This window comes from Pseudolabrys sp. FHR47 (genome assembly GCF_005153485.1).
Classification (GTDB): domain Bacteria; phylum Pseudomonadota; class Alphaproteobacteria; order Rhizobiales; family Xanthobacteraceae; genus Pseudolabrys.
This window is the reverse complement of record NZ_CP039740.1, coordinates 540,243-554,202: the sequence shown is the minus strand read 5'-3', so window position 1 is coordinate 554,202 and position 13,960 is coordinate 540,243. Positions and strand designations below refer to the sequence as shown.

Below are 13,960 nucleotides of genomic sequence, written 5' to 3'. Positions count from 1 at the left end.
TTTACTCGGCCGCCTTGGCGGCACTGCGTGCCGCATCCGCCCGCTTGGCGATCCAGGCATAGAACGCCGGCAGGCCTTCGCCGCTGCGCGCCGAAACCAGCAGCACCTCGATGCGCGGATTGATCCGCCGCGCATATTCGATGGTGCGGGCAAGATCGAAGTCGAGATGCGGCAGCAGATCGACCTTATTGATCAACATCAGGTCGGCGGCGGCGAACATGTCGGGATATTTGAGCGGCTTGTCCTCGCCCTCGGTCACCGACAGCACCACCACCTTATGCGCCTCGCCGAGATCGAAAGCAGCGGGACAAACGAGGTTGCCGACGTTCTCGATGAACATGAGGCCGCCCGGTTCAAGCGGCAGCGCGTCGAGCGCATGGCCGACCATGTGAGCGTCGAGATGACAGCCCTTGCCGGTGTTGACCTGGATCGCCGGCGCGCCGGTGGCGCGGATGCGCTCGGCGTCGTTAGCTGTCTGCTGGTCGCCTTCGATGACGGCGATCGGGAATTTGTCCTTGAGGTCGCTGATGGTGCGCACCAGGAGCGAGGTCTTGCCCGACCCCGGGCTGGAGACGAAATTGAGCGCGAACACACCGGCGGCGGCCAGCCGGGCGCGGTTGGCGGCGGCATGGCCGTCGTTCTTGGCCAGAATGTCGCGCTCGACCTGCACGATGCGCTCCTGGCTCATGCCCGGCACGTGCACGCCGGCCAGCCCGGCGCCGTAATCATGCGTGCCGTGGCTGTGATGATGGTCGTGGTCGTGGCCATGATGGTGATGATGATCATCGTGACCGTGCGCGTGGTGATGGTGATGCTGATGGTCATGCTTGTGATCATGGTCATGTCCGCCCGCATGATCATGCGCATCCGCGCAACCGCAAACCGTGCACATCACTCCACCTCCAATTCCTTGACACGCAGGCCGTCGCCGGCCGTCACCTGCAACTGATAGCTGCCGCAATGCGGACAGGGATCGAACCGCTGCGTCACCGCCACCGTCTTGCCGCACGGCATGCACCAGGCCGCTCCCGGAACGCCGACCACCTCGAAGCGCGCCTGTTCGGCGATGGTGCCGCGGCTTACCGCATCGAAGCAGAAGCGCATGGCCTCCGGCTCGACATGGCTGAGCGCGCCGATCTCCAGGCATACGGCGCGCACGCGCGAAAATTTCTGCCGCTTGGCTTCTTCCTCGACGATCTCGATCACGCCCTCGCAAAGCGCCATCTCATGCATGGCCGGCCTCCGCGATACGGACGCGATAGGCGACGCACGGATCGAAGGCGGCGACGAGACGCTCGACGCGACCGCGCGCGGCGTCACCGGCGTCGAGCGCGGCGCCGCGCAGCGCACGCGCCAACGGCCCCTCGGCGTGAAAATTCCATTCGGTCGGCGCCAGGATCTCCAACCGGTCCACTCGGCCGGCGGCGTCGAGCGCTACCAGATGATGCAGCCGACCCCGCGCGCATTCGACAGCGGCAAGCCCGAGCCGGTCGTCGAGCCGATAGGCCCGAACGACGCTCGCACTGGTTTGCGGATCGTCATCCAGCAGACGGCGCAACAAATCCGGCGCATCGCGAACTTCGATCAACCGGGCCAGAAGGCGAATGGCGGCGCCGTCTGCGCCGTCGAGCGCCGCCAGCAGCGGATGGCCGGCATTGCGCGCGAGCGCGCCGGTCTCCGGCGCGCGTCCGTCGAGGCCCGGCCGGGCCGCGAACGCAGCCCCTTCGGCACGCAGACATTCGCCGACGACACCGTCGGCATCCGCGTCGAGCGGATCGAGCATGAGGCCTAAGGCGGCACCGCGCCACATCAACGGACGCAACAGCTCCGCCAGCGGCGAGGGACCACCGATCCAATCCTCGAACGCCTCGATATCGGCGAAGCATCCCGCGGGCAGGCCGGCCGCGTCGAGCGCGCCGTCGAGCGCTTCAATGTCGGCCGCGCCCGGTGCGGAACGCGCGCCGATGGTGCGCGCCGACGCAAAGACATCGCGCAGCGAAGGCGCGAAGCGGTCGAAGTAATCGCCCGCCAAGGCGACCAGCGTGCCGCGCAGCAGTTCGGTCGTGCGCTCCGCGACCACGGCCACCGCCCGCTGCCGCATGCTCGCGTCGTTGCCGCTCGTGCCACGCGCAGCCTCGATGGCCATGACGCCGGCGACGCTTTGCGCCGCAGCGCAAAGCACGAACAGCCGCGGCAATAACGCCACCGCCTCTTCGCCGGTGCGCCCACGCGCGAGTCGTCCGAATCCAACCGGCCGACGCGCCCCGATCTCGACCTCGGCCACCTGCCCCCCGCTCAGGGCGATGCTCACGTCGATCAGATCCGGGCGCATGGCGGCATTCATGGCCGCGGCTCCCTGAACTCGCCGCGCAGCAAGCTGCGGCGGTCGATGGGACGGTTCGCGGGCCGGCGCGGCGCCGGCATTGAATCAGCATCTATTTGCTCGAACTGCGCGTCGCGAATGGCGGCCAGCGCCGCCTCCGCCGTGGCGCGCGCCGATGCCGGATCGGCGAAGTCGAACATCGGCGAGAACAGCGAACAGCTTTCGATACGGCCGAAACCGTCGAGCGAACCGACGGTGAAGTCGAAAGAACCGGCCGGCAGCACGCGGCGCACGGTGGCTCCTGGTGCGGGACTATCATTGTCGTGCCCGCCGTCGAGCGACGCCCGCACGATATTCATGAACCACGGCGTCACAACGATGCCCAGCGCATGGCCTTCGTAGGCGTGGAAGCCGATCGCCTCGACATCGAGGGCAGCGTTGTAGACCGGCAGATCGCTCATGTGGCGCGCGCCGACGACGCGATAGAGCGCCACGAGCCGCTCCCCGAGCGCCCGCGCGGCGGCATCGCCTTGATCGGCTTCAGCTCGCATCCTCGAGCCTCATGAACTTCGTCTGCGACGCATCGCAGTTCGGGCATGTCCAATCCTCCGGCAGCGCCGCGAACGGCGTACCCGGCGCGATCTGCCAGACCGGATCGCCTTTTTTCGGGTCGTAGACATGCCAGCAGATGCCGCACTCCATCCGCGCTTCCGGCGCGACGCCACGTTTGCCGAAATTCTCGAAGGCGCTCATCAGAGTCTAATCCAGACCAATTGAATCATTCGGCTTGCCTTGTTATTGGCGGCGCATGATCTTGTCCGAAAACCGGTTCCCACTTTTCGGGATCATGCGCTAGAAATACGCCTCGATGATCTCGGTGAGCCGTTCGGCCGAATCCTCGAAATCCTCGTCCGCCGCCCGCGCCACTTCCGGCACGTCGCCGATTTCGAGCGTGTCGAGGATGACCGTGTCCATGGCGTTGGTGAACTGCACCGACCAGACGTGGCGCGCGCCAGTCGCCAGCACGCGGCAGGTACCATAGCCGCGCGAGAACAATTGGATCGGGCCGTTTCCCAAAGACTGCTGCAGGTGCGCCATGTCGGCCTCGTTCATCGGCAGCAGCGTGAAGTTGATGACGTGACTGCGCGCGCCGGGGCGATGCGCCGCCATGCGCTCGCGAATTTCGGCGAGCACGGGCATGACGTTCATGGCATCGGCCGGGGCATCGCCGAGCGCGACTGCGGGCGCGGTGAAATCGAGCGCCGCGCGCAGGACGATCTCGGGCACCGCGCCGATCTCGACATAGTCGCGGGCGTCGACCTCGCCCTCGACACGAACGCGCCATAGTCCGGCCAGCACCGATTCCTGGATCTGGGCGACGCGGCCATCCGGTAGCGCAACGAGCCCGCTCACCTCGCCTTCGCCGAGCACGTCCGCGATGAGCTGGCGCTCCGCGTCGTTGAGGTCTTGAAGCGTAAAGGCGCGCGACGGCGCGGCGGCACGTTGCGTGCTCAGCGCGGCGGCAAGCTGCGGCAACAAGGCCGCCGCGGCCGGACATTGCCGGGCCAGTTCCGCGCTGTCGGCGCTCGCCAGCGCCGCGATGGCGCCGGCCGCGGTGACGCCACGCCGGCCCTCCCCGCCTTCATGACCGACGGGCAGGATTGTGGCCTGCATCTCCTCTTCTTCCGCCTCGCTCCAAAACCCGACTCTCATGCCGTCTCTCCCGTTGCTGCGCAGTGCTCGGCATCCGTCGGTGCGGAGTCGATCATGCGCCCGATACGCTCGACATACGTCGACCAGTTCTGGATCTTGGGGACGACGCCGATCTTGCGGCCATGGCGCACCAGCGCGAGGCTCGGCAGCACGTTGACGCCGAAGCGTTGCATCAGCTTGGCTTCGGCTTCGCGCGTGACGATGGCCGGTCGCAGCTGGCCGGCGAAGGCCTCCACCAGTTGCGGCAGCACCACCATGACGTCATTGGCTTCCGGCCAGCGCACCGGATCGCCCGTGAAGAACAGAATTGCAGTTTCAGCTTCGCCCGGCGCCGTCAGAAAGCGATCGACCGACGCCACATCGACGGCGGGCAGGCCATGCCGTGCCGCCACTTGCGCGATGAGACCTGTGGGCATTTTCCACCCGTGCGTTTCTTATGATCCCGCTCAGGTCAGCAAGGCCTATGCCAGCACTGACAAGATGCAGCTTGGAAGCTAAGTAGTTCTAATGTGGATGCTTTCTGACCAGCGCCAACCTTAAATAACGATCTGCCGGAAATTAACTTTCCGCTTTGATGCAAATCAAACTTCCAGTGTGTCTGCGGCACGCAGAAACTCTGGCAACTGCGGCTCGCGATCAATCAGATCGGCGAACAAATGCTCGAAGCTCTTGCCCTCAAGCGCAGCCGCTAGGCCGTCGAGCGCATCGTCGATATGGCGCGCTTCTTCGGCGTCGAGCACGCGCACGGCGCTGTCGATGAACACCAACACCGAGGTCCCGACCGGCACCTCGCCCAGAAGCAACATCGAGACGCGGCGCTGCTCACCGCGTCGCTCGCATAGAGCTGAGACGCCGTCGGTCTCGACGATCGTCATCGGCAGACCAAGGCACATCGTCCGCGCTCACTTGCCGTCGATCACAGCGGCCACGCGAGGGCGACACCCGTCACCGCGATCGCCCCGCCGGCAGCGCGGGCAAGCACCGGCGCCATCCGGTATTCCCGCGTGGCGCCGAGAATGAAGCCGACGCCGTGCAGGATCGCAGTCGCGGCGACAAAACCGAGACCATAAGCAAGCGGTGAAGCCATCGCCGGCATTTCGCTGCCGTGGGCGTGGCCATGGAACAGGGCGAAGACGGCCACGATCGTCATGGCGACGCCGACCGGCACGCGAACCGCCGCTGCAACCAGCACGCCGACGGCGATGACCGACGCCGCGATCGCGGTCTCGACAGCGGGCAGCGTGACACCGGCAGCACCGAGCGCGGCACCGGCCACCATGACACCAACAAACGCCGCCGGGACCAGCAGACGAGCCGAGCCGCCGAGTGACGCCGCCCACAATCCAACGGCGACCATCGTGAGCAGATGGTCGAGTCCCGAAAACGGATGAGCAAAGCCTGCGTCGGCACCGCCAAGGACGTGCAAGCCGGTATGGGCTTGCGCCACGCCCGGCAGCCCCAGCACGGCGGCGGCGATGGCCAAGGTACGGATGGTCTTCATGAAGCGCTCCCTTAAGTTCAGATGTCCAGTGCGGCGCTGCGCCGCTCGTAAGCGTCGTGATCGATGTCGTTGGCGAGGAGCCGCCGGTCGGCCTCAAGTGGCGTCGCGCGCGGCGTAAGGTCGATGCCCCATTCGGCGAGCGCGGCCCGCGCCGTTTCGACCGCCGGACCGATCTGGTCACACACCGGTCCGGTCAGCGGGCCACCCCAATCCTCGAGGTCGAGCGGCTGACAGCCGATCAGCAGAAGCGATTTCGGCCCGGCGCCGAGCAGGTCGGCCGCGCTCAGCACTTCCTGGAATCCGGTCTGATGCAGGCTCATCTTCTTGATGCCGGTGAACTTGGGCACTTCCTCGTCGCGTACCAACATCAATGTACCGGGCTCGAGTCCGTAATCGACGGCATCGAATACGATCAACCGGTCAGCTTCGTGCACGTATTGCACCAGGTAGAGGCCTTGCGTGCCGCCATCCATGACGGTCACGTTCTGAGGGCACTCGAAGCGGCGGTGGAACTCCTCCACCGCCCGCACGCCGAAGCCCTCGTCGGCCCACAGGATGTTGCCTATCCCAAGCACCAGCACCCGCTCTGATGTCGACACGGACATCATCTCAGTCCTGCCGGTCGTCACGGAATTCGCGTTCGCCGGAGATCATCGACGAGATGATGCTCTGGCGCGACATGATGTCTTCGCGGATCGCGGCGTAGATGTGAATGATGGCGAAGACGACCAGCACCCACAGACCGAGATGATGCCAGGTGTGCACGTCCTGGCTGTTCGGCCAGATTGCGAATACCCAGCCGAACACCTTGTGCTGCCAGCTATCGATGCCGGCGCCCTCGGAATAAAGCGCGAAGCCGGTAACGATCATGAACGCGGTCGTCAGCGTGTACATGAAGAACATGGCGAGCTGCGCCAGCGGATTGTGCCCGACATATTTCTTCGGCTTCTTGACGATGAAGGCGTACCACAGGACTTCGTGCACCACTTCCTGCCAGAAGCTCTTACGCCACACCGGAACGATGAAGATTTGCTTAGCGTGCGGGTTGCCGGCGAAGGCCCAATAGATGCGCAGGAGAAAACCGACGGCAAGAATGTAGCCGGCGGAGAAATGTGCGAAGCGGATATAGCCGAACAGGAAGTTGTCGCTCGCTTCGCCCGGCATGGTCGGCACCGCCGCACCGATAAAATAGCCGGTGACGCCGAGGACCAGAATCGCGAAGGCATTGACCCAGTGCCACAGCCGCACCGGCGCTTCGTAGACATAGACCACATCGCGTTCGACGACGCGGTCGCCCTTTACGACATCGGCGGCGGTGAGACGGTGTGTGGTATCGGTCATGACCGTCCCCTCACCGCACCTTGACCTTGGCCATCTCCTGCCCGTCCGGCGCCATGACGTGCGTCGAGCAGGCCAGGCATGGATCGAAGCTGTGGATGGTGCGCAAGATTTCGAGCGGCTTCTCCGGATCCGCCATCGGCGTATCCATCAGCGACGCTTCGAACGCGCCGATATTGCCGGCCGGATCGCGCGGTGAGCCGTTCCAGGTGGTCGGCACCACGCACTGGTAGTTGTCGATCTTGGTGTCCTTGATCTTGACCCAGTGGGCGAGCGCACCGCGCGGCGCCTCGGTGAAGCCGACGCCCTTGGCTTCCTTCGGCCACGTCTCGGGCTTCCACTTGTCGGTCGAGGCGGTCGAGGAATCGCCGGCCTTGATGTTGGCGACCAACTTGTCCTGAAAGTAGCGCATCTCACGCGCCGCCCAGATGCATTCGAGCGCGCGCGCGGCGGTACGGCCGAGCGTCGAGAACAAAGCGGTCACCGGCAGGCCGAGATCCTTCAAAAGCTTGTCGGTCGGCTCCTTGAACTCCGGCTTGCCTTGGGCGTAACCAATGATGTAGCGGGCGAGCGGACCGACTTCGACCGCATTGCCTTTCCAGCGCGGCGCCTTGATCCAGGAATATTTGGCGCCTTCGTCGAGGGCCTTGATGTCGGTCTTGGTGCCCTTGGCGTTCGGCCCGAGCGCGTAATGCGGCTCGGTGATGCCGTCCCACGGGTGCAGGCCCTTGGTCTCGTCCGGATATTTGTACCAGGAGTGGGTGACGAATTCCTGGATCTGGTTCGGGTCGCGGTGATCGATCGGATAGACCTCTTTGAGGTTGCCGTTGAGGATCACGCCGCGCGGCAGCTTCAGGCTTTCCGCCGAATAGTCGTTGGCACGCTCGGGAATGTCGCCATACGACATGACGTTCTTGCCCGAGAGGCCGCCGCCATGCAGCCAGTCCTTGTAGAACGAGCCGATGGCGGCGACATCCGGGAGGTAGACCTGCTCGCAGAACGCGATCGATTGATCGATAATCGAGGAGACGAGGTTGAGGCGCTCCATGTTGATGGCGCCGACCGCGCCGGTGCCATCGACATTGATGGCGCAGGGAACGCCGCCGACCAGCCAGTTCGGATGCGGGTTCTTGCCACCATAGATCGTGTGAACCTTGACGATCTCCTTCTGGAAATCGAGCGCCTCCAGATAATGGGCAACCGCCATCAGATTGGCTTCGGCCGGCAGCTTGTAGGCGGCGTGCCCCCAATAGCCGTTCTTGAACGGTCCGAGCTGGCCGGATTCGACGAACTTCTTCAGCCGGGTCTGCAGATCTTTGAAGTAGCCGGGCGACGATAGCGGCCAATTCGAAATGCTCTGGGCGAGCTCGGAGGTTTTCTTCGGGTCGGCCGACAGCGCCGAGACCACGTCGACCCAGTCGAGCGCATGCAGGTGATAGAAATGCACGAGATGGTCGTGTACTTGCAGCGCAAGCTGCATGATGTTGCGGATCGAGTTGGCATTGTCGGGGATCTTGATATTGAGGGCGTCCTCGACGGCGCGCACGGAGGTGAGCGCGTGGGTACCGGTGCAGACACCGCAAATCCGCTCGGTGAAGGCCCAGGCATCGCGTGGATCGCGGCCTTTCAGGATCACCTCGATGCCGCGCCACATGGTGCCGGTCGACACCGCGTTGCGGATCACGTTCTTGTCGTCGACGTTCACTTCGATGCGCAGATGACCCTCGATGCGGGTCACCGGGTCGACGACGACGCGGCGGCCGCCATTGTCGAGCTTGAAGCCGTTGGGTGTGGTCATAACGGTCATGGTCGTTTTCCCTTTCGGCTCAACCGGCGGACTTGCCATTATTCGGATTGGTGCCGTTGCGACCAGCCACCACGCGCTTCACCGCCGTGACCGCCGCATGCGCCGCGACCGCGGTGCCGACAACACCGGCCGCCACCATGCCGACTTGGTCGGCGTTCTTCTCGATGCCGAACTGCTTGATGTTGGTCAGCCGCTCGTAGAACGGTCCCTTGTCCCAGAAGCCGTCCTCCGAGCAACCGATGCAGCCGTGGCCGGATTGGATCGGGAACGACACGCCGCCGTTCCAGCGTACCGTCGAGCAGGCGTTGTAGGTGGTCGGCCCCTTGCAGCCCATCTTGTAGAGGCAATAGCCCTTGCGCGCGGCCTCATCGTCCCACGTCTCGACGAACTGACCGGCGTCGAAATGCGGGCGGCGATAGCACTTGTCGTGGATGCGCTGCGAATAGAACATCTTTGGCCGGCCCTGCCGGTCGAGCTCGGGCAGGCGCCCAAACGTGGTTATGTAGGTAACCACGCCGGTCATCACCTCGGCGATCGGCGGACAGCCCGGCACTTTGATGATCGGCTTGTTCTTGATCACGCCGTCGACTGGCGTCGCGCGCGTCGGATTGGGCTTGGCCGCCTGCACACAGCCCCAGGAGGCGCAGGCGCCCCAGGCGATAATCGCCATGGCGTCGTCGGCCATCCATTTTAGCTTTTCGACGAACGGCTTGCCGCCGTCGATGCAGAACATGCCGTCCTCATTGAGCGGCGGATTGCCCTCGACGGCGAGAATGTATTGGCCTTTGTACTTCGCTTTGGTCTCTTCGAGGATCGCCTCGGCCTGATGGCCGGCCGCCGCCATGATCGTGTCGTCGTAATCGAGCGAGATCATCGACAGCACGGCATCCTTCACCAGCGGGTGCGCCGAGCGAATGAAGCTCTCCGAGCAGCAGGTACATTCGAGGCCGTGCATCCAGATCACCGGCACGCGCGGCTTGGTTTCCAGTGCGTTGGCGATGGTTGATGCGCCGATCGGGCCGAGGCCAAGGCTCGTCGCTGTCAGGCTGCAGAATTTGACGAAGCTGCGCCGCGTGATGCCCTGGCGGCGGATCACGTCGTAAAAAGTTTCGATGGCGGCGCCCATGGCCCCTCCCCTTCGCGTTTCCATGCTCCCGCGAAGCGCTTCGATAGGCGCACTGCGGCTGACGATAGGAACAGCAAGAGGCGGGCCAAGTGTTCGCGGTCCGCGTCGCTAATGTTAAGTTATTGAAATTCAAAGACGGCGATTGAGATGGCGATGCTTCGCTTCCCGTATCGATGATAAATCAATTGCAATGTCTGGAAAGCATCTTTCCATGGCGCGTCACTCAATGTGCCGTACACACCATGCAAGGATCGAATGAACGCACGACATGCTGCACTGCCACCGAAGCCGCCCCCTCGGCACCGACCGACGTGCCGACCAGAGCCTGCTCCAGCGGGCCCGGTACACCGCTCGCATCCCGCGGCGAAAAATTCCAAGTCGTCGGCGCGATGATCTGATAGCGGCGAATGCGATCACCCGACAACTCGATCCAATGGCCGAGGCTGCCACGCGCCGCTTCCACCAAGCCCACGCCAGCGCCTTCGGCCCGACGCGCCGGCCGGTGGCAGAACGGCTCGCGCAATCGAAAAGCTTTCACCCAAGTCTCCATTGCGTCGGCGAGCCGCGCGGTTTCAATCAGCCGGGCAATGACGCGGGTCTTCACATTCGCGCCAGTGCGCCGCAACAGATCGACAATGAGCGGGTGACCGTCGATCACCTGCCGCGCCAACGCGCCGACCTCGACCGGACGCCCGGCGAGCCGGGGAGCTTTACTCCATGAATAGCCGTCGGGTTTCTCGGGGTCCGGCCGTGTTTCGCTCAACGCTGGCGCGCCGGGCCCAGACTGCATCCAGGCATGCGACACGTCTTCGACGATTGTCCCGATATCGAGCGTCTCGCGCATCATCGTCGTGACGTCGAGCACACCCGCGGCGAACAGCGGAGCCGCATTCCCGTGATAGGCGCCGTAGCTCATCAGCGGGGCCGATCCGCGGCCGATGCTATCGAGCGCAAGATCATCGGCAAGCGTCAGGAAGCGCGCAAAATCGCCGCCACGACCGTCGCGCCAGCGATCGAGCGCCTCCGCTGAATCGAGCGCGAGCACGGCCTCAAGGGTGTCGTCGAACACGACCCGCTCCAGGAAGCTGCGGAAATCGGCAATGATCGCGAGCAGTCGCATCCGCTCGCCGAGATCGATCGCGCGTGTCGTTCCGCCGGGCTGAAAGGCGAGGCTGTGCGGCCATTTGCCAGCGAGAATTCCCATGATCTCCAGGAGCCGCGCTCGTGCCGGCAGAACCTCGGCTACGCAAGCGCCGTGCATCGCCGTGAACCGTTCGGCAATCAATCCATACCAGGAGCGCTCACGATAGAGGTCACGCGCGAAGTCGGGCATGAAGAAAATATAGAAATGCGTCAGATGGTCGGCGGCATTTTCCGCCGCGTGTGCCGTATTGGCGGCGAGCGTGCCGTTCTCGGCCGGCGCCAGGCCCTCGACCGCCCGCAAGGCCGCGGCCGCCGCCATCGACTGCGACACCGAGCAGATGCCGCAGATGCGCGGCGCCAGCGTCAACGCGTCAAGCGCGGGCCGGCCTTCGAGGATCTGTTCGAAGCCGCGATAAAGCGGCGCGGTTACCTGCGCCGACACCACCGCGCCATCGTCGATGTCGAGTTTGACCTCGAGATCCCCCTCCACCCGGTTGAACGGGCCGACTGTGATGCGTCTCATGGTTTGCGCCTGCCGCCACCGCCTGCCGGTGGGGCCACGATGTGGTCCGCGGTGGCATTCGCGCGCACCCGGCGAGGCGTTGCCGATTTCGACAGCGCCGCCAACGCAACGAACCAAGCCTTGGGCATGTCGAGCGGCAGACCGACGGGAATTCCCGCAAGCTTGGCGGTTTCGAGATAATTGCGCCCCGATTCAAATCCAGGCGAAGTACAGGCGATGCAGGCGAACCCGCCATGCGTACAGGAGCCGCCGCCGTTCCAGGCGCGCTGATTGCAGTCACCGACGGCCTGCGTTGCCTTGCAGCCGAGATGCTCCATCAGACAGCCGCGCTCGGAAAGCGCCTCGGCGCTGGCCTTGAACTCGTAGAACTCGTTGCGCGCACATCCATGATGGGCGAGATGGTCGGCATAGAATTTCGGCCGTCCGTACATATCGAGGTCGGAAGCGGCGAGATCGCCGAGCGCAAGCGCAGCAAGCGTCTCCATAATCCAACCGGGATGCGGCGCGCAGCCCGCGACATTGACGACCGGCAAGCCCCGGCGCGAGCGGAATCCAGCGCCGAGCGCACCGCCCAATTCGGTGTCGAGATATTGCAGCCCGCTCGCATCGGTCGGATTAGTACTGGCCGCCGGCACACCGCCGAAAGCCGCGCAAGAGCCTACCGCGACCACGTAGTCGGCGCGCGGAGCCAGCAACTTGATCCAGTCGAACAGCGAGCGACCGGTGCCGGCCACCATGTTGAAACGCCCGGTGCCGTTGGGACCACGCAGCACCGAGCCTTCGAGCACCAGCGCGTGCAGCGGGAGGCGTCCCCCGGCGATGTCGTCGAACACGGCGATCGCATCACCCGCGGTCGCCTCGCTCACGGAAGGATGCCAGAGAAGATTGATGCCGAACGTCTCCAATGCAGCGAACCAGCCGCCGGCGCCGTGCTCGAGCGCCGCCATCGTGCAGCCGCCGCAACTTCCGCCCTGCAGCCACAGCACGTTAAAGCCCGAAGAATGCATCGCACGGCGCCTATTTATGGTTTCAATGTAAGCATAAACCAAAGCCGAAACGTGTCGATATCCATATGACTCAGATCAAAGGCCTGTTCCGCCCGAGAGGGGGCTCAAGAGGCGTTGTCGATAACGGCGGGCACCCGCCTCGCCCTTGCCGATTGGTCGGTGTGCTCCGTCGGATGGGATTAGCGCCAGGCGACGGAGCACAACGAAGCTGCCGATCGAAGCCCCGACTCGATCACGGAAGGTACCGGCTCGATGAGGAGAGCGATGACTCGACCCTTGCCAGCGCGCCTGGGCTACAAATCAAAAATTTCCGTTTGAAATCATGGCGGTCCCGAGAGGAGTCGAACCTCCGACCTTCGGTTTAGGAAACCGCTGCTCTATCCTGCTGAGCTACGGGACCGTGCGCCGCGATGTAGCACACTGTTTCGCGGCATGCACAGCCCCAGAAAGCGGGCCCTTGCGCCCCAGGCTATGGCTGCCGGGCGCGTTTGAGTTTCGCGATCGCCGCCCGGATCGGCGCAAAGGGTCCGTATTTGTGCTGCGCGGCGCTGAAGCCGTCGGCATAGGGACCGAACGGCGCATCGACCGGCTTGGCGAGCAAATCCGGAAAGTCCTTGTCCAGTCCTTCGCGCTTGGGCCGTGGTTGCGACACGACATAGGCCGCGACGTCCCATGACTGCGCCGACGTCAGCCGCGCGTTGAGATAATCAACCCCGTGCGGCATGTTGAAATGCACGAAGTTGGCGAAGGTGACCAGCCGAGCCATTCCGGCGCCGTCGTTAAAGCTATCGGCGCCCCATAGAGGCGGCACCATGTAGCCCAGCGCATCTTTTGGCGATCCAATGCGAATGCCGGAGCCGTCGGTGTTATGGCATTCGGCGCAGACACGCGCGTAGATGACCTTGCCGCGTTTGGGATCGGCGGCACGCGATAATTCCGGCATTTTTCCGGTGCCCATGCCCGGCAACTGCTCGCGGCCGGGTACGCCGGTGCTCAGGAATTTGATGTAAGCGACGATGGCGCGCATCTCGGGCGCGTCATCCGGCATGACGCGTCCGTTCATGCTGCGCGTCATGCAGGAGTTGATGCGATCCTCGATGCTGATGTCGGCGCCCGAGCGGGCCGAATATTGCGGAAACTGTCCGAACAGACCGAACAGCGGCAGGCCGAATTTCTTCGTGCCGGCCTGGAGGTGACAATTGGTGCAGGCGAGATTGTTGCCGGCATAACGCTTGGCGGAATCCTGAACGTTCGGCCCGATATGCGCATAGGTGGCCGTGATGAGATCGCGGCCTTCGCGTATCCGCATGCCGGCGTCATCGCGCGGCAGTGCACCGACCTCCGGCACCGTCCAGATAGTCTGACCGTTGGCTACGCCGGTAAAGCCGAGCAGCATAACGAAAACCGCAAGCCCGCTTCGCCGAATTTTCGGTCCCATGGTCGCTCGCCCGCTTTGTAAGCCCGACTTTCCGGGCGAAA

At 64.3% G+C, this 13,960-nt stretch carries 16 protein-coding genes and 1 tRNA gene; all 17 read right to left on the bottom strand.

The window, feature by feature from the left end; translation table 11 throughout:
- Window position 1: 1 nt before the first annotated feature.
- Entirely contained in the window at window positions 2–892 is an 891-nt protein-coding gene (gene hypB, locus E8Q40_RS02700; RefSeq protein ID WP_137042937.1) for a hydrogenase nickel incorporation protein HypB, read from the bottom strand.
- Window positions 892–1,233: a hydrogenase maturation nickel metallochaperone HypA gene (gene hypA, locus E8Q40_RS02695; protein ID WP_137042936.1), complete on the bottom strand. Its 342-nt coding sequence runs from the start codon at window positions 1,231–1,233 to the stop codon at window positions 892–894. The genes hypB and hypA overlap by 1 nt, the downstream gene beginning before the upstream one ends.
- Window positions 1,226–2,344: a hydrogenase gene (locus E8Q40_RS02690; RefSeq protein ID WP_137042935.1), complete on the bottom strand. Its 1,119-nt coding sequence runs from the start codon at window positions 2,342–2,344 to the stop codon at window positions 1,226–1,228. The genes hypA and E8Q40_RS02690 overlap by 8 nt, the downstream gene beginning before the upstream one ends.
- Window positions 2,341–2,874, bottom strand: a complete 534-nt coding sequence (gene hybE, locus E8Q40_RS02685; protein ID WP_137042934.1) for a [NiFe]-hydrogenase assembly chaperone HybE — start codon at window positions 2,872–2,874, stop codon at window positions 2,341–2,343. Before hybE ends, E8Q40_RS02690 begins: the two co-directional genes overlap by 4 nt.
- The gene (locus E8Q40_RS02680; RefSeq protein ID WP_137042933.1) at window positions 2,864–3,076 is read right to left on the bottom strand and encodes a rubredoxin; all 213 of its coding nucleotides are present in this window, start codon (window positions 3,074–3,076) and stop codon (window positions 2,864–2,866) included. Before E8Q40_RS02680 ends, hybE begins: the two co-directional genes overlap by 11 nt.
- A 99-nt stretch (window positions 3,077–3,175) precedes the next feature.
- Window positions 3,176–4,036 (bottom strand): hydrogenase expression/formation protein, encoded by an 861-nt coding sequence (locus E8Q40_RS02675; protein WP_137042932.1) that lies wholly within the window; start codon window positions 4,034–4,036, stop codon window positions 3,176–3,178.
- Window positions 4,033–4,452 carry a hydrogenase accessory protein gene (locus E8Q40_RS02670; protein ID WP_137042931.1) on the bottom strand — a complete coding sequence of 140 codons (420 nt, stop codon included), beginning with the start codon at window positions 4,450–4,452 and terminating at the stop codon, window positions 4,033–4,035. Before E8Q40_RS02670 ends, E8Q40_RS02675 begins: the two co-directional genes overlap by 4 nt.
- A 165-nt stretch (window positions 4,453–4,617) precedes the next feature.
- Entirely contained in the window at window positions 4,618–4,929 is a 312-nt protein-coding gene (locus E8Q40_RS02665) for a HypC/HybG/HupF family hydrogenase formation chaperone (RefSeq protein WP_137042930.1), read from the bottom strand.
- 23 nt (window positions 4,930–4,952) lie between these two features.
- Window positions 4,953–5,537 carry a HupE/UreJ family protein gene (locus tag E8Q40_RS02660; RefSeq protein WP_137042929.1) on the bottom strand — a complete coding sequence of 195 codons (585 nt, stop codon included), beginning with the start codon at window positions 5,535–5,537 and terminating at the stop codon, window positions 4,953–4,955.
- A 17-nt stretch (window positions 5,538–5,554) separates the two neighbouring features.
- The gene (locus E8Q40_RS02655) at window positions 5,555–6,142 is read right to left on the bottom strand and encodes a HyaD/HybD family hydrogenase maturation endopeptidase (RefSeq protein WP_137042928.1); all 588 of its coding nucleotides are present in this window, start codon (window positions 6,140–6,142) and stop codon (window positions 5,555–5,557) included.
- 4 nt (window positions 6,143–6,146) lie between these two features.
- The gene (gene cybH, locus E8Q40_RS02650) at window positions 6,147–6,878 is read right to left on the bottom strand and encodes a Ni/Fe-hydrogenase, b-type cytochrome subunit (protein WP_137042927.1); all 732 of its coding nucleotides are present in this window, start codon (window positions 6,876–6,878) and stop codon (window positions 6,147–6,149) included.
- A gap of 10 nt (window positions 6,879–6,888) precedes the next feature.
- Window positions 6,889–8,682 (bottom strand): nickel-dependent hydrogenase large subunit, encoded by a 1,794-nt coding sequence (locus tag E8Q40_RS02645; RefSeq protein ID WP_137042926.1) that lies wholly within the window; start codon window positions 8,680–8,682, stop codon window positions 6,889–6,891.
- Window positions 8,683–8,701: 19 nt separating this feature from the next.
- Window positions 8,702–9,808 carry a hydrogenase small subunit gene (locus E8Q40_RS02640; protein WP_137042925.1) on the bottom strand — a complete coding sequence of 369 codons (1,107 nt, stop codon included), beginning with the start codon at window positions 9,806–9,808 and terminating at the stop codon, window positions 8,702–8,704.
- A gap of 223 nt (window positions 9,809–10,031) precedes the next feature.
- Window positions 10,032–11,474 carry a nickel-dependent hydrogenase large subunit gene (locus E8Q40_RS02635; protein ID WP_137042924.1) on the bottom strand — a complete coding sequence of 481 codons (1,443 nt, stop codon included), beginning with the start codon at window positions 11,472–11,474 and terminating at the stop codon, window positions 10,032–10,034.
- Window positions 11,471–12,481 (bottom strand): HupU protein, encoded by a 1,011-nt coding sequence (locus E8Q40_RS02630; protein WP_137042923.1) that lies wholly within the window; start codon window positions 12,479–12,481, stop codon window positions 11,471–11,473. Before E8Q40_RS02630 ends, E8Q40_RS02635 begins: the two co-directional genes overlap by 4 nt.
- A 323-nt stretch (window positions 12,482–12,804) precedes the next feature.
- A tRNA-Arg gene (locus E8Q40_RS02625) sits at window positions 12,805–12,881 on the bottom strand.
- A gap of 69 nt (window positions 12,882–12,950) precedes the next feature.
- Window positions 12,951–13,919, bottom strand: coding sequence for a c-type cytochrome (locus E8Q40_RS02620; protein WP_137042922.1), 969 nt, complete (start codon window positions 13,917–13,919; stop codon window positions 12,951–12,953).
- Window positions 13,920–13,960 lie beyond the last annotated feature (41 nt).